The organism is Actinoplanes sp. NPDC020271 (assembly GCF_044388125.1).
GTDB lineage: Bacteria > Actinomycetota > Actinomycetes > Mycobacteriales > Micromonosporaceae > Actinoplanes.
The window spans coordinates 73,929-97,095 of sequence record NZ_JBIRWQ010000018.1 but is presented as its reverse complement, the minus strand read 5'-3'; the positions used below and the strand labels follow the sequence as shown (position 1 = coordinate 97,095).

The 23,167-nt window shown below is 69.8% G+C and carries 18 protein-coding genes; 5 read left to right on the top strand and 13 right to left on the bottom strand.

From position 1 onward, the window contains the following. Positions 1-7 precede the first annotated feature (7 nt). From ACH442_RS32060 to ACH442_RS32050, 3 genes are read right to left on the bottom strand one after another with little or no spacing between them, the layout of a single operon-like run. Complete coding sequence (locus ACH442_RS32060; protein ID WP_396341872.1) at positions 8-784, bottom strand: ABC transporter permease; 777 nt, start codon at positions 782-784, stop codon at positions 8-10. Beyond that, positions 781-1,566 carry an ABC transporter permease gene (locus tag ACH442_RS32055; protein WP_396341871.1) on the bottom strand — a complete coding sequence of 262 codons (786 nt, stop codon included), beginning with the start codon at positions 1,564-1,566 and terminating at the stop codon, positions 781-783. The genes ACH442_RS32060 and ACH442_RS32055 overlap by 4 nt, the downstream gene beginning before the upstream one ends. Then, the gene (locus ACH442_RS32050; RefSeq protein WP_396341870.1) at positions 1,563-2,531 is read right to left on the bottom strand and encodes an ABC transporter substrate-binding protein; all 969 of its coding nucleotides are present in this window, start codon (positions 2,529-2,531) and stop codon (positions 1,563-1,565) included. Before ACH442_RS32050 ends, ACH442_RS32055 begins: the two co-directional genes overlap by 4 nt. A gap of 102 nt (positions 2,532-2,633) precedes the next feature. Here ACH442_RS32050 and ACH442_RS32045 point away from each other — a divergent pair, with 102 nt between their 5' ends. Together ACH442_RS32045 and ACH442_RS32040 are read left to right on the top strand one after the other, a co-directional pair. Further along, on the top strand, positions 2,634-3,419 hold the full coding sequence (locus tag ACH442_RS32045; RefSeq protein ID WP_396341869.1) for an IclR family transcriptional regulator C-terminal domain-containing protein: 786 nt from the start codon (positions 2,634-2,636) through the stop codon (positions 3,417-3,419). 300 nt (positions 3,420-3,719) lie between these two features. Then, the gene (locus ACH442_RS32040; RefSeq protein WP_396341976.1) at positions 3,720-5,114 is read left to right on the top strand and encodes an OFA family MFS transporter; all 1,395 of its coding nucleotides are present in this window, start codon (positions 3,720-3,722) and stop codon (positions 5,112-5,114) included. 298 nt (positions 5,115-5,412) lie between these two features. On the opposite strand, the gene ACH442_RS32035 is transcribed toward ACH442_RS32040, so the two are convergent. The 5 genes from ACH442_RS32035 to ACH442_RS32015 all read right to left on the bottom strand — a co-directional run bounded on the left by ACH442_RS32035 (position 5,413) and on the right by ACH442_RS32015 (position 12,604). Beyond that, positions 5,413-8,376 (bottom strand): alpha-mannosidase, encoded by a 2,964-nt coding sequence (locus ACH442_RS32035; protein WP_396341868.1) that lies wholly within the window; start codon positions 8,374-8,376, stop codon positions 5,413-5,415. A 1-nt stretch (position 8,377) separates the two neighbouring features. Further along, positions 8,378-9,595 carry a glycosyl hydrolase gene (locus ACH442_RS32030; RefSeq protein WP_396341867.1) on the bottom strand — a complete coding sequence of 406 codons (1,218 nt, stop codon included), beginning with the start codon at positions 9,593-9,595 and terminating at the stop codon, positions 8,378-8,380. Between the two features lie 8 nt (positions 9,596-9,603). Next, the gene (locus tag ACH442_RS32025; protein WP_396341866.1) at positions 9,604-10,413 is read right to left on the bottom strand and encodes a carbohydrate ABC transporter permease; all 810 of its coding nucleotides are present in this window, start codon (positions 10,411-10,413) and stop codon (positions 9,604-9,606) included. Further along, positions 10,410-11,288: a carbohydrate ABC transporter permease gene (locus ACH442_RS32020; protein ID WP_396341865.1), complete on the bottom strand. Its 879-nt coding sequence runs from the start codon at positions 11,286-11,288 to the stop codon at positions 10,410-10,412. The genes ACH442_RS32025 and ACH442_RS32020 overlap by 4 nt, the downstream gene beginning before the upstream one ends. A 65-nt stretch (positions 11,289-11,353) precedes the next feature. After that, positions 11,354-12,604: an ABC transporter substrate-binding protein gene (locus ACH442_RS32015; RefSeq protein ID WP_396341864.1), complete on the bottom strand. Its 1,251-nt coding sequence runs from the start codon at positions 12,602-12,604 to the stop codon at positions 11,354-11,356. A 154-nt stretch (positions 12,605-12,758) separates the two neighbouring features. Here ACH442_RS32015 and ACH442_RS32010 point away from each other — a divergent pair, with 154 nt between their 5' ends. Beyond that, positions 12,759-13,829 (top strand): LacI family DNA-binding transcriptional regulator, encoded by a 1,071-nt coding sequence (locus ACH442_RS32010; RefSeq protein WP_396341863.1) that lies wholly within the window; start codon positions 12,759-12,761, stop codon positions 13,827-13,829. Between the two features lie 194 nt (positions 13,830-14,023). Here the strand turns inward: ACH442_RS32010 and ACH442_RS32005 are convergent, their stop codons facing one another. After that, complete coding sequence (locus tag ACH442_RS32005; protein ID WP_396341862.1) at positions 14,024-14,473, bottom strand: carboxymuconolactone decarboxylase family protein; 450 nt, start codon at positions 14,471-14,473, stop codon at positions 14,024-14,026. Between ACH442_RS32005 and ACH442_RS32000 the strand changes: the two genes are divergently transcribed. Next, entirely contained in the window at positions 14,430-14,900 is a 471-nt protein-coding gene (locus ACH442_RS32000) for a helix-turn-helix transcriptional regulator (protein WP_396341861.1), read from the top strand. The two genes, ACH442_RS32005 and ACH442_RS32000, sit on opposite strands and share 44 nt — an antisense overlap. A 251-nt stretch (positions 14,901-15,151) precedes the next feature. Here the strand turns inward: ACH442_RS32000 and ACH442_RS31995 are convergent, their stop codons facing one another. From ACH442_RS31995 to kduI, 4 genes are all read right to left on the bottom strand, one after another. After that, entirely contained in the window at positions 15,152-17,032 is a 1,881-nt protein-coding gene (locus tag ACH442_RS31995; RefSeq protein WP_396341860.1) for a Xaa-Pro dipeptidyl-peptidase, read from the bottom strand. A 631-nt stretch (positions 17,033-17,663) separates the two neighbouring features. Then, positions 17,664-18,425, bottom strand: coding sequence for an IclR family transcriptional regulator (locus tag ACH442_RS31990; RefSeq protein WP_396341859.1), 762 nt, complete (start codon positions 18,423-18,425; stop codon positions 17,664-17,666). Positions 18,426-18,444: 19 nt separating this feature from the next. Next, positions 18,445-19,188, bottom strand: coding sequence for an SDR family oxidoreductase (locus ACH442_RS31985; RefSeq protein ID WP_396341858.1), 744 nt, complete (start codon positions 19,186-19,188; stop codon positions 18,445-18,447). After that, positions 19,185-19,985 (bottom strand): 5-dehydro-4-deoxy-D-glucuronate isomerase, encoded by an 801-nt coding sequence (kduI, locus tag ACH442_RS31980; protein WP_396341857.1) that lies wholly within the window; start codon positions 19,983-19,985, stop codon positions 19,185-19,187. The genes ACH442_RS31985 and kduI overlap by 4 nt, the downstream gene beginning before the upstream one ends. 496 nt (positions 19,986-20,481) lie before the next feature. Between kduI and ACH442_RS31975 the strand changes: the two genes are divergently transcribed. Further along, a complete protein-coding gene (locus tag ACH442_RS31975) occupies positions 20,482-23,136 on the top strand; it encodes a transglycosylase domain-containing protein (protein ID WP_396341856.1) in 2,655 nt (884 codons plus the stop codon). The last annotated feature ends 31 nt before the right edge of the window (positions 23,137-23,167 follow it).

Sequence of the window (23,167 nt, the reverse complement as noted above, 5' to 3'; positions counted from 1 at the left end):
GGCCCTCCTAACCGGCCCGGCGCTGCGCCGCGCGCAGCCCCTCGTACCATCGCAGCGCCCACCGTTCGGCGAGCCGGAACAACAGCGAGAGCGCGAAGCCGAGCAGGCCGAGCAGGATGATCCCGCTCCACATCTCGGGGATCGCGAAGCTGCGCTGGAACTGCACGATGGTGAAGCCGAGACCGTTGCTGGACGCGAACATCTCGCTGATCACCATCAGGATGATCGCGATGGAGAGCGCCTGACGCAGGCCGGCCGCGATCTGCGGGGAGGCCGACGGCAGGATCACCCGGGTCAGCCGGGCCGGGCCGGTGATCCCGTAGGCGCGGGCGGTGTCGAGCACCACGCTGTCGGTCGCCCGCACGCCTTCCACCGTGTTGAGCAGGATCGGCCAGATGCAGCCGAACACGATCACGATCACTTTCATGCCGTCGCCGATCCCGGCGAAAAGCATGATCACCGGTACGAGGACCGGGGGCGGGATGGCCCGGAAGAACTCCAGGACCGGTTCGAGGACCGCGCGCAGCTGCCGGTTGAGGCCGATCGCCACGCCGAGTCCGATACCGATCAGCGCGGCGAGCAGGTATCCCACCAGCAGGCGGAGCAGGCTGGGTGCCACGTCGGTGCGCAGCCGGTCGACGGTCCAGGTGTCGCCGAACGCCGTCAGGATGGTGCGCAGCGGCGGCGAGTAGAAGCTCTCGCTGCCGTCGCTGAGGAAGTACCACCCGGCGAACAGGACGATCGGAAGAGCCAGGACGAAACCCGATTTCCGCAGTACGTTCACACGGCCACCTCGCCGCGGACCGACTGGTGCCAGGCGAGCAGGCGGCGCTCGCCGGTACGGGTCAGCAGGTTGATGACGACGCCGAGCGCGCCGGTCACCACGATCAGCGCGTACATCGTCGCCACCGCGTCGGAGGCCTGCGCCGTCGCGATCTCCTTGCCCAGTCCGGGCGCGCCGATCACCAGTTCGGCGGTGATCGCCAGGACCAGGGCGACCGAGGCGGCCAGGCGGAAACCGGTGAAGACGTACGGCAGGGCGGTCGGCCAGAGCACGTACCGCACCCGGCCCCACGCGGAGAACCGGAAGCTGCGCGCGGTCTCCTCGGCGACCGGGTCGACGTCCGCGACGCCGTACAGCACTTGGACGAGCACCTGCCAGAACGAGGCGTAGCAGACCAGCAGCAGGGTGGAGCCCAGCTCGGTGCCGTAGAGCAGCACCGCGAGCGGGATCAGCGCCACCGACGGGATCGGCCGCAGGAACTCCACGGTCGACGCGGTGAGTGCGCGCAGCACCGGCACCGACCCGATGACCAGGCCGGCGAGCACCCCGGCGGCGACCGCGATGAGCAGGCCGACGGCCCAGGCGTAGAGCGTGTCGCCGAGCGACTGCCAGAACGCGGCGGTGCTCACCTCGTCGGCCAGCGCGGACGCGATCCGGCTGGTCGGTGGCAAGAACCGATCGTCGACCAGGCCGAGCCGCGGCAGCAGTTCGAGAACGAGAAGCAACCCGGCCAGCCCGGCGAAGCCGAGCAGGACCGGGTTGCCACGACGAGCGGAGGTCACGGCAGCAGCTTGCCCAGGTCCGGAGCGCTGGCGAAGATGCCGTCCTTGGTGCCGAGGTCGGCCAGCGTCTGCACGGACGCCTTGTTGATCTCGGTGGGCCACTTCGGCAGGACCACGGCGGCCCGGGTCTTGTCGTCGATCTTGGTGTAGGTGGTGAGGATCTGCCGCACCTCGTCCGGGTGGGCGTCGGCATAGGTCAGCGACTCGTTGATCGCCTCGGTGAAGCGCTTGACCAGGTCGGGCTTGTCGGCGATCAACTTCTGCGAGGTGAAGTACGCCGCGACGTTCAGCTTCGGGTCGACGTCCACGTAGGTCGAGGCGATCTCCGTACCACCGGCGGCCTTGATCGCGGAGAGCTGCGGCTCGACGACCCACGCGGCGTCGACGTCGCCCTTCTCCAGTGCGGCCTGCATGTTCGGGAACGGCATCTCGACGAAGTTGACGGCCTTGTCGTCGCCACCGGCCTTACGGACCGAGTTGCGGGTCGCGGTGTCACCGATGTTCTTCAGCGTGTTGACCGAGACCTTCTTGCCGACCAGGTCCTTGGCGGTCTTGATCGGGCTGCCGGCCTTGACCGTGAGCGCGCCGAAGTCCTTGCCCTGCTCGCCGGTGGTCGAGACGCCGGCCGCGATCGCCTTGATCGGCACGTTCTTGGTCTGGGCGATCATCAACGAGGTCAGGTTGGAGAACCCGAACTGGAACTGGTTGCTGACCACGCCGGGCACGATGGCCGCGCCGCCCTGACCGGACTCCAGCTTGAGCTCGATGTTGCGGGACTTGAAGAAGCCCTTCGACTGGCCCAGGTAGATCGGGGCGACGTCGATGATCGGGATGACTCCGACCGTCACGTTGTCCACGCCGCCGGAGGACCCGCCGGAGCCACTTGAGTCCTTGTCGGAACCGCAGGCCGCGACCGTGCCGGCCACCAGCGCCAGTGCGAGGCCCGCGATCAAACGCCGCCGCATATCTATTCCTCCGTAGAAGTTGTGCGCATAACGAACGGAAGTTCTCAAAGAGAACGCTAGGATGTGGCTCGTGTCACGTCAACGATTTGGATCGATCATCGAATGACGCGGGAACCGTACTACGTCCAATCGCTGGAGCGCGGGCTCGCGGTGATCCGTGCATTTGACGCGGAACACCGCGAACTGACCCTCAGTGACGTGGCCCGCCAGTGTGGACTGACCCGCGCCGCGGCCCGCCGGTTCCTGCTGACCCTGACCGATCTCGGCTATGTCCGCACCGATGGCCGCCTCTTCTCGCTGACCCCCCGCGTGCTCGAGCTCGGCTACGCTTTCCTCGGCGGGCTGACCCTGCCCGAGGTGGCCGAACCGCACATGGAACGCCTGGTCAGCGAGGTCCGTGAGTCGTCCTCCCTGTCCGTTCTCGACGGTGACGACATCGTCTACGTGAGCCGCGTCCCGACCGGCCGGATCATGCGCGTCGCGATCAACGTCGGAACCAGATTCCCCGCGTACGCCACGTCGATGGGCCGCGTGCTGCTGGCCGCCCTGCCGCAGCCGGAACTCGACGCGTACCTGCGCCGGGCCGAGCTGGAGCCGCTCACCGACCGGACGATCTGCTCTCCTGACGCCCTGAAAGAAGAGCTCTCCCGCGTACGCACGGACGGCCACGCGATCGTCGACCAGGAGCTGGAGGAGGGTCTGCGGGCCATCGCCGCCCCGATCCACGACCGTTCCGGTGCGGCCGCCGGCGCCCTCAACATCTCGGTCCACGCCGCCCGCGCTACGGTCGGCACCATCCGGGAACGCCTGCTCCCACCCCTGCTCGCCGCGACCGCCGCCATCGAATCCGACCTGCGCATCGCCGCTCCGCGCCGCGGCCGGAGTTGACACGGCGGCGATGATCTCGACGTGCGGAAGGGCGTTCTCGCGTACGTCCCGGCCTTCCTGATATTCACAGGTGTAATTTTCGCCACTGTGGTCCGTCCAGTGGGCTCCGGTCCGGCTCCCGGGGACAGCATTCCCACAGCTCTGAACGTTCCTTACTTATGGCAGGCCGCCGCCGGGCCGGGTCACCAGAACCGCCGCGTCCGACATTGATCACGGTTCGAAGTTTGACGCGTGGATAGTTGCACAGCGGATCGAACCCGTTCGATGATGGGCGCCTGAGGGGAGGCGTCAAAAATGTCCCTGTTATCCGCGCTCGATCACCAACACACCGTGGCACCCGAGGGCTACCGCCGGTGGCTGATCCCACCGGCGGCGCTCGCCGTGCACCTCTGCATCGGCCAGGTCTACGCCACCAGCGTCTACAAGAACTCGTTCATCGCCCACTTCGACGCCAGCCAGACCGCGATCGGCATCATCTTCAGCATCGCGATCGTCATGCTCGGGCTCTCCGCCGCGATCGGCGGCACCTGGGTCGAACGCAACGGCCCGCGCAAGGCCATGTTCGTCTCCGCCTGCTTCTGGGCGGCCGGCTTCCTGGTCAGCGCGCTCGGTATCGGCACCGGCCAGTTGTGGCTGGTCTACCTGGGGTACGGCGTGCTCGGCGGCATCGGCCTCGGCATCGGTTACATCTCACCGGTCTCCACGCTGATCAAATGGTTCCCGGACCGTCCCGGCCTGGCCACCGGCCTGGCGATCATGGGCTTCGGCGGCGGCGCGCTGATCGCCAGCCCGGCGTCGCGCCAGCTGCTGTCGTACTTCGACTCCGGCTACGACCCGAACGTGTCCACCTCGGTCGCCGACGGTCACGCCCTGGTCCTGCTCTTCCTCACGCTCGGTATCGGCTACTTCCTGATCATGATGTTCGGGGTCGCCAACATCCGGGTGCCCGCGCCCGGCTGGCGCCCGGCCGGATGGAATCCCGCCACCGTCAAGGCCAGACCACTGGTCACCACCGCCCACGTGTCGGCCGCGAACGCGATCCGGTCCCGCTCCTTCTGGCTGCTCTGGGTCGTGCTGTTCTGCAACGTGACGGCCGGCATCGGCATCCTCGAACAGGCCAGCCCGATGATCCAGGACTTCTTCCGCGGCGCCGACGGGAAATCCGCGGTCGCGGTCGCCGCCGCCGGCGGATTCGTCGGCGTGCTGTCCCTGTTCAACATGGCCGGCCGCTTCGCCTGGTCGTCGACCTCCGACCTGATCGGCCGCAAACCCATCTACATGCTGTACCTGGGTGCCGGCATGGTGACGTACCTGCTGCTGGCCACCGTCGGCGACTCCGCCATCCCGCTGTTCGTCCTGCTGGCCGGCGTGATCCTGTCGTTCTACGGCGGCGGCTTCGCCACCGTCCCCGCCTACCTGCGCGACCTGTTCGGCACCTACCAGGTCGGCGCCATCCACGGCCGCCTGCTCACCGCCTGGTCCGCGGCCGGCGTCGCCGGACCCCTGATCGTCAACGGCTTCCTCGACGCCGAAGGCAAACCCGGCACGCTGACCTCGTCCGCCTACCAGCCGGCCCTGCTCACCATGGTCGGCGTCCTGGCCGTCGGTTTCCTCGCCAACCTCCTGATCCGCCCCGTCCCGGCCACCCTCCACGAGCCGGCCACCCCTGCTCCCGCGAAGGAGGCCGCGGCATGAACGCCCGCCTGGCTCTTTCCTGGCTCCTGGTCGCCGTCCTCCTCGGCTACGGCATCATCCAGACCCTCATCACCGCGGCCAAGCTATTCCAATAGCCGGCGACTCGCGCATTCCGCAGCCCGCCGAGGGTGCGTATCCATCGCCTGACCTGGCTGTTCGGGTAACCCGCACGATAACGTGCGGGTTACCCGAACAACCGCTGTCACCGCCTCTGCTGATCCCGCGCCTGCCGTTGTCCGTCGGTCAGATCTCGGGTGTGGTGGTCCGGCGAACGGAGGCGCGCCGCACCACCACGGGATCAGCGGGTGAGTCTGATGGTGCGGACCTCGAACGGGGTCAGGTGGAGTGAGATGCCGTCGCCGGTGATGGGGAGAGGGTTGCCCTCGGGGCGTTCCAGCAGCGTGGCCGTGTGCGCCGAGGTCACCGGAAGGTGCAGGTGCAGAGAGCCGGTGGCGCGGCGGCCCAGGGACTCGTAGAGGCGGACGATCACGTCGCCGGAGCGGTCGTCGGCCAGCTTGACCGAGGAGATCAGGAGGCCTTCGCCGGTGAGGGAGACGAGCGGGTCGAAGCCGTGCTCTCCCGTCACCACGCGCGGCGGGAGGTTGAGGTCGAGGCCGGCCTCGGTCGCCTCCTTGACCGAAGCGCCGATCACCAGGCCGTACGAGCAGGTCTGGCGGCCCTGGTCGGTCTCCGGGTCCGGGAAGCGGGGGGCGCGCAGCAGGGACAACCGTACGGTCGTCGTCACGCCGTCCTCGGTGGAGTCGCGGGTGACGTCGTAACCGTAGGTCGAGTCGGTGACCAGCGCCGCGCCGAAGCCGGGTTCCTCGACGAGGACGAAACGGTGCATGGACGCCTCGAACTTGGCGGCTTCCCAGCTGGTGTTCGTGTGGGTGACCCGCTTCTGGTAGCCGAACTGGGTCTCGGCGGCCACCTGTTCCGCCCGTACGTCGAAGGGGAATTTGATCTTCAGGAATTTCTCGGTCTCGTGCCAGTCGGTCTCCTGGTCGATGCGCAGGACGCGGCTGCCGGGGGCGAGGGTGAGCGTCTGCGTGACGCGGGACTTCGAGAACGCGCGCACGATCGTGACCGCATTGTCCGTGCGAACCAGGGATTCGACCGCGCGCAGGTCGGTGACGCGGTTGCGGTAGAAGCGGTCGACGTCCCAGGCGTCCCACATGTTCGGGAAGTCCTGGTGCAGTTGGAGCAGGTTGGCCTCGCCGGCGAGCGCCTCGCGCCCGGTGGCCAGATCGATCGCCGAGGTGATCAGCCCTTCGTCGGAGATCGTCACGGAGACGATCCCGTTCGAGATCACATTTCCGGAGAACGTGGACGTCGGAGCGGGGGTGGCCGCCGCACCTGCCCCGAGCGCCGGCACTCCGCCCCGAGCAAACGGCGCCGGATTCAACGTGATCACCGAGGACCCGGCCCCCACCAGCGCCCGCTGCGCCGACTCGATCAAGGCCGCGGTGTCCGAGTAGATACGCTCATACGCCGCGACGGCTTCGCGATGCACCCAGGCGATCGACGTCCCCGGCAGGATGTCGTGGAATTGGTGCAACAGAACCTGCTGCCAGAGCCGGTCGATCTCGTCATAGGGGTAGGGCTGCCCGGCGTGGACAGCCGCCGTCGCCGCCCACAACTCGGCCTCGATGAGCAGGTGCTCGCTGCGCCGATTCCCCTGCTTGGTCCGATGCTGGCTGGTCAGCGTCGCCCGGTGCAGTTCGAGATAGAGCTCGCCGACCCACACCGGCGGGTGCGGCATCTCCGCGCGAGCCGTGGCGAAGAAGTCGTTCGGGTGCTCCCATGCGACGGTCGCGCTGCCTTCGAGGTTGCGCAACCGCGCCGCCCGCCCGGTCATCTCCCGGGTCGTCCCGCCGCCGCCGTCACCCCAGCCGACCGGCGCGAGCGAGTGCGACGCCACCCGGCTCTCCCGGAACTGGTTGGTCGCCTTGGCCAGTTCGGCTCCGGAGAGCTGCGAGTTGTAGGTGTCCATCGGCGGGAAGTGCGTGAACACCCGTGACCCGTCGATGCCCTCCCACAGGAAGGTGTGGTGCGGGAACTTGTTCACCTGGTTCCACGAGATCTTCTGCGTGAAGAACCACTCGAACCCGGCCCGCCGGATGAGCTGCGGCAGCGCGGGGGAGTAGCCGAAGCTGTCCGGTAGCCACACCCCCTGGCTCTCCACGCCGAACTCCTCGCGGAAGAACCGCTGGCCGTAGGTGAACTGGCGGACCAGTGCCTCCCCGGTCGGCATGACGGTGTCCGATTCCACCCACATCCCGCCGAGCGGGATGAACCGGCCGTCCTTGACCGCGGTGACGACGCGTTCCCACACCTCCGGCCGGTGCTCCTTCAGCCACGCGTATTGCTGGGCGCTGGACATGCCGTACCGGAAATCGGGGTCGATCTCCATCAGCTCGGTCATGCCGGCCGCCGTGCGAGCCACTTTGCGGATGGTCTCGCGGACCGGCCAGAGCCAGGCGGAGTCGATGTGCGCGTGACCGATAGCGGACACGTGGTGGGCGCTGTGTTCGGCCGGCGCGGCCAGTACCTCCTCCAGTCGAGCCCGGGCGTCGCGCGCGGTGCCCGAGATGTCCTGAAGGTCAAGAGCGTCGAGGGCGTCGTCGAGCGCCTGCAGGATCCGCATCCGCCGAGGGGCGGTCGCCGGAAGAACAGACTGCAGTTCCAGCAGTACGTCGATGTCCAGCGACAACTCGTGGACCTGCTCGTCGAAGAGCACGAGGTCCATCCGCCGCGTCGTGTAGAGCGGCCGCTTCGAGGACGTCTGCACGTCCCCTTCCTGGGTCGGGAGGAAAGGGTGGTAGTCGAGCAGCACCGGGTTCGCGGCCGCCTCGAGGTAGAGATCGATCTCGGTCGCCGACACCGGGATCCACTGGTTCCGCGGGTTGATCGACTTCACCGGGCGGCCGTCGGCGCGGTAGACGAGCGCCTCACACTGGAACCCCGGCATGTTGATGTCGAACCCCAGGTCGACCAGGATCTCCGCCCGCTTGCCGGCCCATTCGGCCGGCACCTGCCCGCGCAGCCGGAACCAGGTGGTGTTCCACGCCGGCCCCCACGGCGTGCCGACGGCATAGGGCTCGAAGTCGAGAGCCAGTCCATCGGCCGGCGGAATCGATTCCCCGGGCAGCGCATGCCACCCCACTTCCAGCGGTACGGCCCCGGAGTGGATCGCCGGACGGATGCGCTCGGTGAGCACGCGGGTCGCGCGCCCGACGGTCAGCGGGATGTCGTCGTGCATGTCAGTGGCTCTCCTCGAGAGTGTGGATGCCGCGCGCGGCGAGCAGGGCGGCATCCCCGGCCGTGGACTTCAGGACGATCTGCGGCCCGGCGCCGTCGCCGGCCAGGTGGAGCCAGGTGCGGTAGAACTCCCGGGCCGGCCCGGAGGACGCGCGGTAACCGGGCACGGTGTCGTCGAGAACCAGTCCCAGAGGTTGATGCTCGGCGGCGGCAGAGCGCAGCGAGGCGATCGTCTCGGCGAACCGCACGCCGGTCGGCTTGACCTTGCCGTTGCTGGTGATCAGGCCCAGGTCGTATTCGAGTTCCGGGAAGTCCAACAGGTCCCGGGACACGTCGTGCGAGCACCACCACGTGATGCCGGACAGCTCCGGGATGCGGGCGACGTGACGCAGCGTGGCCTCCAGGAAGTCCGGGGCATCCGGCTCACGGACCACGTTGGTGGGTGCGCCGACCTCCTGCAACCAGACCGGGCGGCCCGCGTCGGGGTGCCAGGCCGCGGCCAGCCGGCACAGGTACTCGGCGTGGCGGACCGAACCGGCGCCGAGACCGCCGTACGCCTGAGCCGCCCCGTTGAACACCCACGAGTGCACGATCGTCTGGTCACCGTGCGCGACCGCGTGCGCCGGGCCGAACGGCTGGGTGTCGTCGTACCAGGCGGCGTCGTACATCGCGTGCGTGACCAGCGTCGACGGCCGCACCTCGGAGCGCACCACCGCGGTCAGCCGGGCCAGCCAGTTCCCGGCGCCCTCCTCGGTGACCGGGTGCGGGAACGGGTGCGGTGCCGCCGCGAACTGGTTCGTCTCGTTGCCCAGGGTCACGCCGAGCAGGTTGGGCCGGTCCGCGACCGCGCCGGCGAGCGCCCGCAGGTAGTCGGCGGTCGAGGCGACCACGTCCGGGTCGGTGAACATGTTCCGCCGGTGCCAGGACGACAACCACGCCGGTACGAAGTCGAAGCTGGACAGATGGCCCTGCAGCCCGTCGACGTTGACGTCCAGGCCGCAGTCGGCGGCGAGGTCCACGACCGTGACCACGTCGGCGAGCGCGCGCGGCCGGATCAGGCCACGGTTCGGCTGCACGTGCGGCCACAACGGCATCAGCCGGATGTGGTCGACGCCGAGCCCGGCGATCGCCTCCAGGTCCTGCCGGACCGCGGCCGGGTCGAAGTCGAGCCACGAGTGGAACCACCCGGCCGACGGGGTGTAGTTGACACCGAAACGCATCGAGGTGCTCATCCCTTCACGCCGCCTTCTTCGACACCCTTGAAGAAGTAGCGTTGTAGTGCGCTGAACAGGATCGCGATCGGGATGAAGGCGATCATCGTGCCGGCCGCGATCAGGCGCTGATCCTGCGTGAACGTGCCGGAGAGGTACTGCAGGCCGACCGTCAGCGTGTACTTCTCCGGTGACGTCAGCACGATCAGCGGCCACAGGAAGTCGTCCCAGGCCTGGATGAACGCGAAGATCGCGACGACCGCGAGCGTGCCGCGGACGGCCGGCAGCGAGACGCGCAGCAGCCGTTGCGGGACGGTCGCGCCGTCCACGATCGCGGCCTCGTCGATCTCCTGCGGCAGCGCTCGGAACGCGTTGTACATCAGCAGCACGTTGAGCGCGGCCACCATCCCCGGCAGCGCGACCCCGAGCAGGGAGTCGGCCAGCCCGAAGTCGCGGACCGTGACGTACTGGGAAACGATCGTCACCTCGCCCGGGAGCACCAGCGTGGAGAGGAAGAGGCCGAGGACCACGCTGCGACCGCGGAACTTCAGGCGGGCGATCGCGTAGCCGGCGGTGGTGGCGAACACGAGGTTGCCGCCGACCGTGAGCACCGCGACGACCAGCGAGTTGCTGATGTAACGCCAGACCGGGATCGCGTCGGCGACCTTCGCGTAGTTGTTCAGCGTCGGCTGGTGCGGGATGAAACTGGGCGTCCGGGTGTAGATGTCCTCACCGGCGCCCTTGAGCGAGGTCGACAGCTCCCACAGGAACGGGCCGACGGTGATGACCAGCACGAACGCCAGCAGGAAGTAGCGCAGCGTCTTCACCGCTCACCCCGGTTGTTCATCCGGGCGAGCACGATCATCGGGATCAGCGTGACGGCGAAGAGCAGCACGCTCAGCGCCGACGCATACCCGAAGTTGCCGTAGAAACCGCCGGCGTACTGCTGGATCAGCATCACCAGCGACTGATCCTTGCCACCCGGGCCGCCCTTGCCGCCGGTGAGGATGTAGAGCTCCGAGAAGACGCGGAGCGCGGCGACACTCACCAGAATCGACACCAGGAACATCGTTCCCCGTACGCCGGGGACCGTGACCGTGAGGAACCGGCGTACCCGCCCGGCGCCGTCGATCGCCGCCGCCTCGTGCAGATCCTTGCGCACGTTCCCGAGCGCGGCCAGATAGACGATCATGTAGTAGCCCAGCCCCTTCCAGACGGTCAGGCTGATCGCGCTGATCAGAACCAGCCAGCGGTCGGTCAGAAACGGCACCGGCTGCGCCACGACGTGCAACGCCCGGGCCAGGTTGTTGATCAGGCCGCGGTCGTCGAGCATCCAGGTCCACATCAGGCCGACCACCACCGCGCTGGCGATGACCGGGACGTAGAAGGCGGTCCGGAAGAACGCGATGCCGGGCAGCTTCTTCTCGACCAGCACCGCCAGCAGCAGCGGCAGGATCGTCAGCAGCGGCAGGCAGATCGCCATGTAGACCACGCTGTTGAGCAGGGCGGTCCGGACGTCGCCGTCGTGCAGCATGTCGGTGTAGTTCTGCAGCCCGACGAAGTCGTAGGCACCGCCGAGCGGCTTGGCGTCGGTGAACGACAGGCGCAGCGTGTTGATCGAGGGCCAGACGCTGAACACCAGCAGCCAGGCCAGCGCCGGGACGGTGAGCAGCCACGGCGTGAACCATCGTTGTGTCCTCACGTTCGTTCTCCCCGTGAAGGGGTGGCGGCCGGAAGTGACGGGGGGCCTCCGGCCGCCACCGGCTCTTACTGGCGGCTCAGCATCTGGTTCATCTTGGCGACCGCGTCGTCGAGCGCCTTCTTGCTCGTCTCGTCGCCCTTCACCGCCAGCGCGATCTGCTGGTCCAGGAGCTTCTGCATGTCGGCGTTCACCTCGTACGGGATGAGGTTCTTGGCGTCCTTGAGCTCGCCGAAGGCGAGTGCCCGGGCCTTGCCCGCGGGCGTGCCGTCGTCGCTGCTGAAGTAGGTGTCGGACGAGGACGAGACCGTGGACGGGAAGATGTTCACGAGGTGGCCGAACTTGTTCTGGTTGTCGGCGTTGGTGATCCACTGGGCGAATGCCTTCGCGGTCGCCGGGTACTTGCTCTTCGCCGAGACGCTGACGCCCTGCACGTAGAGCGGCGGCGTGTCGAGCGCCTTGCTGACCGCGACCTGGCCCTTGAGGCTCGGGTTGTCCTTCTCGAAGTCGGCCAGGCCGGTCGCGCCGCCGGTCGTCCAGGCGACCTTGCCCTGCGTGAACAGCTTCGAGTTGCCCTGGTAGTCGCTGTTCAGCACGCTCGGCGGCAGGTACCCCTTGGCGTAGGCGTCCTTGTACTGGTCGACGAGCGCGGCGGCCTGGTCGGTGTTGAACACGAACTGCTTGCCGTCATCGCTGGTGATCTTGATGCCGGCGCGGACGAAGTCGGAGACGTCCGGCTTGCGGCTCATCAGGAAGTTGTCCGGGCACTTGGCCTTCATCGTCGCCGCCTGGGTGAACAGCTCCTGCGTGGTGGCCGGCGGGGTGTTCGCGTCCAGCCCACAGTCGGAGAACTGCTTGAGGTTCCAGTAGTCCAGGTCGGTGTTGAGGTACCACGGGTAGCCGTAGACACCATCGACCCCGGTGAACTTGTACGCGTCGATGCCGCCCTGTACGTACGTCTTGCTCAGATCGTCGTCCTTGCCGACGTCCACGAGCAGTTTCTGCTTGGTCAGGGGGAGGGCGAAGTCGGGCGGCAGGTTGATCACGTCGGGGAGGGTGTTCGAGCTGGCCTGGGCCAGGACTTTCTCGGAGTAGCCGTCGCCCGGCTGGTCGAGCAGCTTGACACTGGTGCCGGGATATTTCGCGGTGAATCCGGCGATGACGCCGTTGAGGTAGTCGGTGAACTTGGGCGTGAGGGCCCAGGTCTGCAGCGTGATGCTGCCGGTGATCTCGTCACTCTCGGCGGCGGTGCCGCCATTCCCGCAGGCGGCGAGCAGCCCGAGGGTGAGAACCGCCGCGGCGGCAAGTCTGATTCGCATGGGTGAGGCTCCTGTGCATCGGTCTTCGTCGAACAGGAAACGTCGGCGAAACATCATCGTGGAGAACTAAAGCGCTATAGTCAACGATCGCGGCGAAGGTAGTTCATACGTTGTTTAGCTGGCTAAAACGCTATAGCGGAGGTAGGGTGCCGCCGTGGGAAACAGGCCGACCATCGCGGACATCGCCAAACGCGTCGGGGTGTCGCCGGGCGCCGTCTCGTTCGCGCTCAACGGCCGCCCCGGCGTCAGCGAACAGACCCGCGCGCGCATCATCGAAGTCGCCCGCGAGATGAACTGGCGACCCCATCGCGCCGCCCGCGCTCTCGGCGGCGCCCAGGCCGGCGTCGTCGGACTCGTGCTCGCCCGGGACCCGCGCACCCTCGGCTCCGAGCAGTTCTACACCCAGATTCTGTACGGCATGCAGGACGTCCTGTCGGCCGGATCGTCCGCCGTGCAGATGCAGCTCGTCCCGGACACCGCCGCCGAGATCGACCTCTACCGGCACTGGGCGGCCGAGCACCGCGTCGACGGCCTGGTCCTCGTCGACCTGCAACTCGACGACCCGCGCATCGCCGTGGTCCGCGAGCTCGGCCTGCCCGCCGTCACCCTCGGCCTCCCCGGTGAACCCGGTCAACTGCCCAGCGTATGGGCCGACGACGCCGAAGCCATGACCACGATCGTCGACTACCTGGCCGCGCTCGACCACCAGCGGATCGCGCACGTCGCCGGGCCGCCCGTCTACCAGCACACCGCGCGCCGCACGCTGGCGCTGCGGGAACAGGCCGCGGCGCGCTCACTGGCCGCCGAGTCCGTCCCGACCGACTTCAGCGACGCCCAAGGCGCGGCGGCGACCCGCACGTTGCTGTCCCGCGCCGAACGCCCGACCGCGATCATCTACGACAGCGACCTGATGGCGGCGGCCGGCCTGGGCGTGGCCCTGGAGATGGGCATCGAAGTCCCCCGCCGGCTCTCGATCGTCTCCTTCGACGACTCGGTCCTGACCCGGATCGTCCACCCGGCACTGACCTGTCTCTCCCGGGACACGTACGCCCTCGGCGCGCAGGTCGCCACCAGCCTCCTGGCCGCGATCGCCGACCCGGCCTCGCGCGAGAGCATCCGCACCGAGACGCCACGCCTCGTGGTCCGGGGCAGCACCACCCGCCCCGCGGCTCAGCTCACGCGGGACGGGCTGTCGTGGGCCGGCGGGGAGTTTGCGCCCGAATGACGGCGTGGGCGGGGGGGGCGCCCCCCGGCGCGGGGCCCCCCCCCCCCCCCGCCCGGGGGGCCCCCCCCCCCCCCCCCGCGGCACCGCTCCCGGGGGGGGGGGGGTGGGGGGCGGGGGGGTTTTGGCCCCCCTAGGGGGGGGGGGGGGGGGGCGCCGCGCGGGGGCGGGGCCCCCCGGCCACCGGGGACGCGGGGTCAGCCCGCCCGGCGCAGCGTCACGGCCGGGAAGTCGAGCGGCACCCCGAGAGCGATGTTGACGTAGTTGGTGAACAGGTTGAGCGCGACCTGTGCGATGGTCTCGACGATCTGCTCGTCGTTCCAGCCCTGCTCGCGGACGGCCGCGACGTCCTCGGCCGAGACCTGCCCGCGTGCGTCGACCAGCTTCAGGGCGAAGCCGAGCAGCGCGGCGGTGCGGGCGTCGCCGGACTCGCCGACCTGCGCGGCGGCGAGGTCCTCGCGGCTCACGCCGGCCTTCTTGCCGAGGGTGGTGTGTGCCGCCAGGCAATACTCGCACGCGTTGCGGTTCGCGACCGCCACGGCGATCTGCTCGCTCAGGGCCGCGCCGAGGGTGCCACCGGCGAACGCGCCGAACGACCCCCACATGCTCTTCAGCGCGGCCGGCGAGTTCGCGACGGCCTGGAACATCGAGGGTACGGCACCGAAGGTGGCGCGGATCTGCTGGATCCTCGACCACGTCGGCGATCTGGGCATACCCGCCGGCGTCCTCACCGGCCTCGCCGATCCACGCCTGGCTCGCTCGCTCATCGCACTGCACGAATCCCCGCAAGCCGACTGGACGCTGGACGGCATGGCGGGCGAGGCGCGCATGTCGCGCAGTGCCTTCGCGGCCCACTTCAAAGAGGTCATCGGCTCGACCCCGGGGCAATACCTGACCCAATGGCGGCTCACCATCGCCCAGGAACGGCTGCGCACCGGTGCCGCCGTGTCCACGGTCGCGGCGGAGCTCGGCTATGCCAACGCGTCCTCGTTCTCCCGCGTCTTCTCCCAGCACCTCGGCACAGCGCCGAGGAAGTGGCTCGCCGCCCCACCGCGTTCGTCGATCCCCGCGTAACAGCAGGTCCGTCCGGGTCCGGCGCGCCCTCTCGGCTCGAGCCACGGCGAATGCCGGGGACACGGCGGAGGTAGTCGTGCCCTCACCCGCTCCCGCGCGAGCGGGGCGGTGGCCGGCCCGGCGCTCGCCGGGGGCGGCGTGGTCCGCATGCTTCGACGGCGGCGGGGCAACCGGTTCGTCGCCTGCTCGCCGCGGCCGTGACACCCGGCCGGTGCGGTCCCGGCGCCCGTGGTGGGCGCCGGGACCGGCGGTCAGGGCAGGAGCGGCTGGAACCGGCGCGGCGCGAAGGTGCTGGGCGCCGGCGTCGTGGTGACGACCTGATCCGCCGCGGCGCGGAGCGGCACCCGGCTGGTCAGCGGCAGCGTGAGGACGCTGCGGCGGGTGTCGAGCTGGATGGTCGCGCCGGTCGACTGCGGGGACGAATACTCGTTGTCGCTGGCCTGGATGATCAGGCCGAGGACGTGACCGGCGGCGATGCGCTGGTCGGTGGCCTGCAGCGGGACGGTGATCGAGTACCAGCGGTCGGCCCGCAGCGGCGTGGTGAAGCGCAGTGACACGTGGTGCGCGGCGTCCTGCCAGCCGCGGGTGAGGATCGCGTGGTCGCTGGTCACGATGCGTTCGGCGGTGTCGTGGTAGCAGGCGTCGTCGGCCGCGGTGGAGGCGCCCCAGCAGGACTCGGTCTCCAGGGTCCGGATGCCTTCGCCGCCGCCCTGGTAGTCGACGCGGGTGCCGGTTCCGTAGTCGACCAGGCGTGCGGTCAGCTCGGTCGTCGGCTTGTCGACCTTGACGCGCAGGGTCACCGACGGGGTGCCGGAGATGCGGACGTTCCCGGTCAGCGGGCCGAACAGGAACGTGGTGCGCCCGGGGACGTCGGCGTTCGGGTCGGCGACCGCGGTGGCCTCACTGAGGTCGGGGTTGTCGGTCAGCGTCCGCACGTCGTCACCCAGGGCGATCCGGGTGGTGCGTGTCGGAGCCGGCCAGGTGCGCTCGTTCACCCAGGTGCCGGGCGCGGTCTCGATCGTGGCCTGCGGTTCCCGGTCGATGCCGTTGTGCAGGCCCTGCAGCCAGCGGTCGAACCATCGGTGCAGCGTGTCGACCCACTCCGCGCGCCGGATGTCGAACGGGTCGACGTGCCCCTCCTGGGAGAGCCAGATCTTCTTCGGTACGCCGAGCCGGCTCCACCACTGCGCGAACTGGTCCGTGGTGACGTTCGTGTCGTTGAGGCCGTGCGCGACGAACACGCTGGCGTGGACCTTGCGGGCGTCGGTGCGGAAGTCCCGTCCGGCCCAGTACGCGTTGTAGTCGCCGGTCGCGTCGTCACTGCCCTGATCCAGTTCGGTCAGGACGCCGGCGCAGGCCTCCTCGGGCCGCCCGGTCACGTAGGAGTGCAGGAACTCCGGGTAGTCCGGGGCGCGCAGGACACCGTTGTAGCGCTGGTAGTCGTACCAGCTGGAGATCGCCGAGATCGGCACGATCGTCTCCAGGCCCTGGACACCGGTCGCGGCGACACCGTTGGCGACCGAGCCGTCCCACGACTTCCCGATCATGCCGGTACGGCCGTTGGTCCAGCCCGTGGCCACGGCCGGCGTCCCGTCCGCGTACCGCGCCTCGACCCGCCCGTTGAGCCAGTCGATCACCGCCTTGGCGCCGAGCACCTCTTCCCGGCCGCCGACGTCCATGCAGCCGGTCGACCGGTTCGTCCCGGCCAGGTCGGCGGCGACGAACGCGTAGCCGCGCGGCACGAAGTAGTTGTCGTAGAAGAGCGGCTCCTTGGTGATGACGCCGTTCGCGTCGTACCGCTTCAGTTCGCTCTCGTTGCCGCGCCCGCAACACGAGTAGTACGGCGAGCCCTCCATGACGACCGGCACCCTGAGGTGTCTCGCGGCGGCCTCGCGCGGCCGGACGATGTCGACGGCGATCTCGTCGCGCTTGCCGTCGTGGTCGTTGTCCAGCGGCGTCTGCACCCAGACGCTCTCCCGGACGGCGTTCTCGTAGGAGTAGACCGGCACGGTCTCCCCGTTGCGGATGTGCGGAACCCCGGTGGCGGTGGCCGGTGCGGCGGAGACGGCCAGCGTGGCGCCGACTCCCGCGACGACGGCGATGGCCATCCCTCGCATTCGTGACCATGACATCGACGTATCGTAATTCGCCGCTCCCGCGGTCGAGTACAACGATCTGCTTCACATTCACGATGTCCTCGCTCCGCTGTGGTGCTTCTCCGCCGCTTTCGCGGGGACCCTTCCGGGCTGCGCAGGGCGCGGGGCGCCCAGAACGCGAAGCCCTCCAGGGCGATCTCCGTGAGTGGTCCCGCTCAGGACACCGAACCCGCCCACGCCGCCCGCCGACTTCGCGATCCGGCCCGGCGCCCGCGACTCCCGCTCCTCGGCCGGCCCCGGAGGGGGTGGCAGCACCCCTCGGAGCACGGGTCCCTCCAGCCTGGTGAGCCACCCTCAGGACCGGCCAAGAGCGTGACCCGCGCCGCGGCCCGGTGGCGGGCGCCGCCGGCGTGGCTGTTCGCGAGGTCGGCGGTGGGCAGGACGCGGGGGCGGGCTCGCCGAGTCCGTAGGCGGGACTGGTTCGGGGACGGGCGGGGTGTGGGGGTGGGCCGGGGTGAGCTCGCCCCGCCACGGACGTCGCCCTGGAGGGCTGAGCGTCCTGGGCGCCCTGCGCCCTGCTCGGCCCGGAAGGGTCCCCGCGGGAGCGGCGGAGAGCGACCCCGGCGGAGATGGGCGAAAAGGAATGTGATCTTGGGGGGTCGGAGGGTCAGCGACGGGTCGGGGTGGCGGCGCCGAGGGCGGCGGAGACGTCGTGGGCGGCGGCGAGGACTTCGGGCGCGCGGGACCGGAGGCCGGGCAGGCCCATGTCCATGGCCAGGGTGGAGACGGAGATGCCGCCGAGGACCTGGCCGGTGTGGTCGAACACGGCGACGCCGAGGCAGCGGATGCCCGGTTCGTTCTCCTCGTCGTCGATCGCGTAGCCGAGGGCGCGGACGCCGGCCAGGTGGGCGAGGAGATCTTCTTCGCCGGTCAGCGTGTGCGGGGTGCGCGGGGTGAGGCCGGTGCGGCGGCAGATCGACAGGACTTCGGCGTCGCTGAGCTCGGCGAGGACGGCTTTGCCGATGGCGGTGGTGTGCAGGGCGACGCTCATGCCGATGCGGGAGGGCATCTGGTACGGCCGGCGGCCTTCGTGCTTGTCGACGTAGACGAGCTCGTCGACGTGGCGGATCGCGAAGTGCGTGGTGAAGCCGGTCGCCTCGCAGAGCGCGCGCAGGGCGCCGGAGGCCTGGCGGGCCGGGTCGAAGCGGTGCATGACCCGGCCCGCCAGGGTGAGGATCCGGGGGCCGGGCTCGTAGCTGCCCAGGCCGTCGGGCCGGGCGAAACCCCAGGTCACGAGCGACTGGAGGATGCGGTGCACGGTCGACTTGGAGACGCCGGTCGCCGCCGCGATGTCGGTGACGCGGTGGTGCTCGGCGAGTGCTTCGAGCACCGCCAGCGTCTTGTCGATGGAGCTGCCTTCCCTGGCCACCGGATCAGCCTAACCGGGTCTATCGGCCCAGCCAGCCGCCGTCGACCGCCAGGACGTGACCGTTGACGTAGTCGGCGGCGGGGGAGGCGAGGAAGACGACCGCGCCGGCGATGTCCTCGGGGCGACCCCAGCGGCCGGCCGGGATCCGCGCCCGGATGCCGGCCTCGCGGACCGGGTCGGCCCGCAGCGGCTCGGTGTTGGCGGTCTCGACGTATCCCGGCGCGACGGCATTGACCTGCACTCCCTGGGCGGCCCACTCGTTGGCCAGCGCTTTCGTCAGCCCGGCGACGCCGTGCTTGGCCGCGGTGTAGCCGGGCACGGTGACACCGCCCTGGTAGGACAGCATCGACGCGATCGAGATGATCTTCCCGTGGCCGCGGGTGAGCATGCCGGCGCCGATCGTGCGGCTGAGCACGAAGACGGCGTCCAGGTCGACGCCGAGGACGGCGCGCCAGTCGTCGAGCGAGTGCTCGGCGGCCGGCGCGCGCCGGATGATGCCCGCGTTGTTGACCAGGATGTCGATCGGGGGCAGTCCGGCCGCCGCCGCGGCGATGCCGTCCACGTCGGACAGGTCGTGAACCCATCGGGTGGTCCGGGCTCCGGCCTCCGCGCACTCCTTGCCGACTTCGTCGAGATCCGCGGTACGGCCGTGGAGCACCAGGTCAGCGCCGGCGCGCGCGAGCGCGACGGCGACCGCCCGGCCGATCCCGCTGCGTGAGCCGGTGACCAGGGCGGTCCGTCCGTGCAGGTCGAACGAGGTCACCGCAGGTCTCCGACCGCGACCGGCTCGACGTCGTCGTACGCCTGGTTCTCCCCGCCCATCGCCCAGACGAACGCGTAGCTGCGGGTGCCGAATCCGCAGTGCACCGACCAGTACGGCGAGATCACCGCCTGTTCCGGGGCGACGATCAGGTTGCGGGTGGCGTCGGGCCGGCCCATCAGGTGCACGATCCGCTCGGACGGTGGCAGGTCGAAGTAGAAGTAGACCTCGGTGCGCCGTTCGTGGGTGTGGCACGGCATCGTGTTCCACATGCTGCCCGGTTCCAGCACGGTCACGCCGAGCACCAGCTGGCAGCTCTGGATGCCCTTGAGGTGGATGAACTTGTAGATGGTCCGCTCGTTGGAGCCTTCCGGCGAGCCCAGGCGCACCGGCTCGGCGTCGTCGAGGGTGGCCTTGACCGTCGGATGGCTGGTGTGCGCGGGCGTCGACACCAGGTAGAACCGGCCGTCGAAGCCGACCTGCCGGGCGCCGCGGCCGACGTAGAGCACCTCCTTGGCGGCCAGCTCGAAACGCTCGCCGTCGACGGTGACCGTGCCGGGTCCGCCGACGTTGACCACGCCCAGCTCCCGCCGCTGCAGGAAGTACTCCGAGCGCAGCGCCTCCGGGTTGGGCAACTCGGCCGGGCCGGCCACGCCACCGACCACGATGCGGTCCTCGTGGGAGTAGGTCAGCCGCACCTCACCGGGCGCGAACATCTCCTCCACCAGGAAGCGGTCACGCAGTTGCCCGGTGTCCATGCTCGCCGGTTGGTCCGGCGCCGTCGCGGGTCGCGTCTCCATCAAGGTCACCTTCCGTCGAGGGATCGGAGTCGAGCGAGTCGACCCTCGGGGTCACAGGAGTGGTGCGTCTCCAGAATGTTCTGCTACATGGAACCAGTTATCAACACATGGAACACAGGATGGGCGCCGATGTCGGTGGAATGCGGTCACCGCGGCCGCGGTCGACCTCCTCGAGCGCGGCGGGCCCCGGTGCGCATCCGCTTCGACGAGATCGAGCGGGCGGGTGTCGCCGGCGGGTGCGTCCTGGAGCCGGGCCAAAATGCGACATAGATCATGCCGATTGCGTGCAACCTCCCCGAAACCGCTGGTCAATACGGTGGAAATTCGGGTGATCACGTGGTGACGCAGGATTACGTACCACAGAGTCCAGTAGAACGACGTCTATGCGGGTGTGCAGGAAGAATCGCTCGAGAAGCAGGACCCGCCGCCGGAGATCCCTGAGCCGCCGGCCCGTAAGCGACCCCGCTGGCGCCGGATCGTGGCCACGGTTGCCGCCGTGAGCGCGTTCTGGGTGGCCGGTGGCATCGGCGCCGCCGAGGCCTACGTCGAGTCGATCCCGGTCCCCGGCGCGGTGCCGCAGCCCCAGGCGTCGGTCCTGTACTACCGGGACGGCCGGACGATCCTGGCCCGGGTCGGCGCGACCGACCACAACGACGTCCCGCTGAGCGCGATCTCCCCGGATCTGCGCCAGGCCGTGCTGCTCGCCGAGGACCGCGACTTCTACGACCACGCCGGGGTGTCGGTGCGGGGGGTGGCGCGGGCGATGGTGGCCGACGTGAACGGCAGCCACCAGGGCGCGTCGACGATCACCCAGCAGTACGCGCGGAACGCCTTCCTGAGCCAGCGGGTCACGGTCGACCGCAAGATCCAGGAGATGGCGCTCGCTATCAACCTGGAACGCCAGTACAGCAAGGACGAGATCCTCGACCGGTATCTGAACACGATCTACTACGGGCGGGGTGCGTACGGGATCGCGGCCGCCGCCAACGCGTACTTCGGCGTCACCCCGGACAAGCTGGACTTCGCCCAGGGCGCGGTGCTGGCCGCGGTGATCAAGGACCCGTGGCTCTACGACCCTGACCACAACGCCGGCCAGGCCCGGCGCCGCTGGAACTGGATCTTCGCGACGGCCCGGGACGCCGGCGTGATCGACCCGGCGAAGGTGACGTACCCGCCGATCCGCCCGGCCGGCTCGGCGATCGGTGGCCCGCTCGGGCTCGTCGTCGACCAGGTCGAACGAGAGCTCGGCACGCACGGCATCACCTCGCAACAACTGCACACCCGGGGCCTGAGGGTGGTCACCACCCTCGACCAGGCCGCCCAGCAGTCGGCGATGACGTCGGTGAAGAAGACGCTGACCGGGCAGCCGGCCGGGCTGCAGGCGGCCCTGGTCGCGCTCAACCCGTCGACCGGCGGGGTGCTCGCCTACTACGGCGGGGACCGCGGCAGCGGCTACTTCGACAACGCGTCGGCGATGCACCCGGCGGCGTCGACGTTCAAGCCGATCGTGCTGGCCGCCGCGCTGACCAAGGGCATCGCCTACCAGTCGAAGTGGGACGGCAGCTCGCCGCGGCTCTTCCCGGACCGGGGTGTGCCGTTGCGCAACCACGGCAACCTGCAGTGTCCCGAGTGCACCCTGCAGCACGCGATGGTCGACTCGCTGAACACACCGTTCTACGCGGTGACCGCCCAGATCGGGCCGGACAAGGTCCGGGACATGGCCGTACGCCTGGGAATCCCCGACAAGTACGCCGGCCAGAAGTCGATGGTCGACGTCAAGGGCGACCCCGCGCCGGGCAGGACCCGCGGCGACATCTCGCTCGGCCGGTACGCCGTCCTCCCCGCTGACCTGGCCGGCGTCTACGCGACCCTGGCCGGCAACGGCGTCCGGCACGAGCGGCACTTCGTGCAGGCGGTGACCGGCGCCGACGGCTCCGGCTACACCACCCCGGACAAGGCCGCCGCGGTGCTCGACCCGAAGGTCGCCGCCGACGTCACCACCGTCCTGCAGAGCGTGGTGAAGGAGCACGGCATCGTCCCGGGCCGCCCGGCGGCCGGGAAGACCGGCACCCAGCAGTACCTCGACACGCTGGACAACCAGGACGCGTGGATGGCCGGGTACACGCCCGAGATGGCCAGCGTGGTCTGGATTGGCAAGGCGAAACCGGGGCCGCTGCGCGACGCGAAGAACAAGCCCATCGAGGGCGACACCATGCCGTCCTACCTCTGGCGCGACTTCACCGAGACCGCGTTGCGGGGCGAGCCGGTCACGCCGCTGCCCAGGGCCGCGCACGTCGGGCGCCTCGACGCCGGTGACTTCGGCAAGACCGGCCCGCAGGCCAAGAGCCCGGACACGGTCGCGAACCTGCACGCCGCCGCGGCCGGTTACGAGCCGGTCGTGCACACCGAGCACAGCGGCAAGCGGCTGGCGCTGACCTTCGACGACGGCCCGTCCGCGGACACCCCGGCCGTGCTCGACCTGCTCGCGCAGTACCACGTCAAAGCCACGTTCTGCATCGTCGGCGAGAACGCCACCTGGTACCCGGAGCTGGTGCGCCGGATCGTCGCCGACGGCCACCGGCTCTGCAACCACTCGATGCACCACGACGACCTGGGGGTCATCTCCGAGGCGAAGAGCCGGGCGGACATCCTGGAGGCGGACGCCGCGATCGCCGCCGCGGTGCCGGGGGCGACGGTGACGTACTACCGCGCGCCGTACGGCGACTTCGGCCCGTCCGCGAAGGCCGGCGGCAAGCTCGGGCACACCCCGCTGGGCTGGGTCGTCGACCCGGACGACTGGCTGCTGCCCGGCGCCGGCGTGATCGTGTCCCGGATCAAGCAGCAGCTCAAGCCGCGCGCGGTGGTGCTCGTCCACGACGGCGGCGGTGACCGCAGGCAGACCGTCGAGGCGCTGCGCACGCTGGTCCCCGACCTGCTCGCCGACGGGTGGACGTTCGACTTCCCGGAGACGACCGTGACCGGCAAGCCCCTCCCGGGTCCGTCGCCGAGTGCGTCCACCCCGCAGCCGGAGTCGTCGTCGGTGTCGCCGAGCCCGTCGGGCTCACCGGCACCGTCCGGCTCGGTGTCCCCGTCGGCGTCCCCGTCGGAGGCCGCGACCAGCGGATCGCCGGAGCCGAGCAGCACCGACTGAGCTTCCCTCCCGTCGGCGCCGGGCAGCGGTT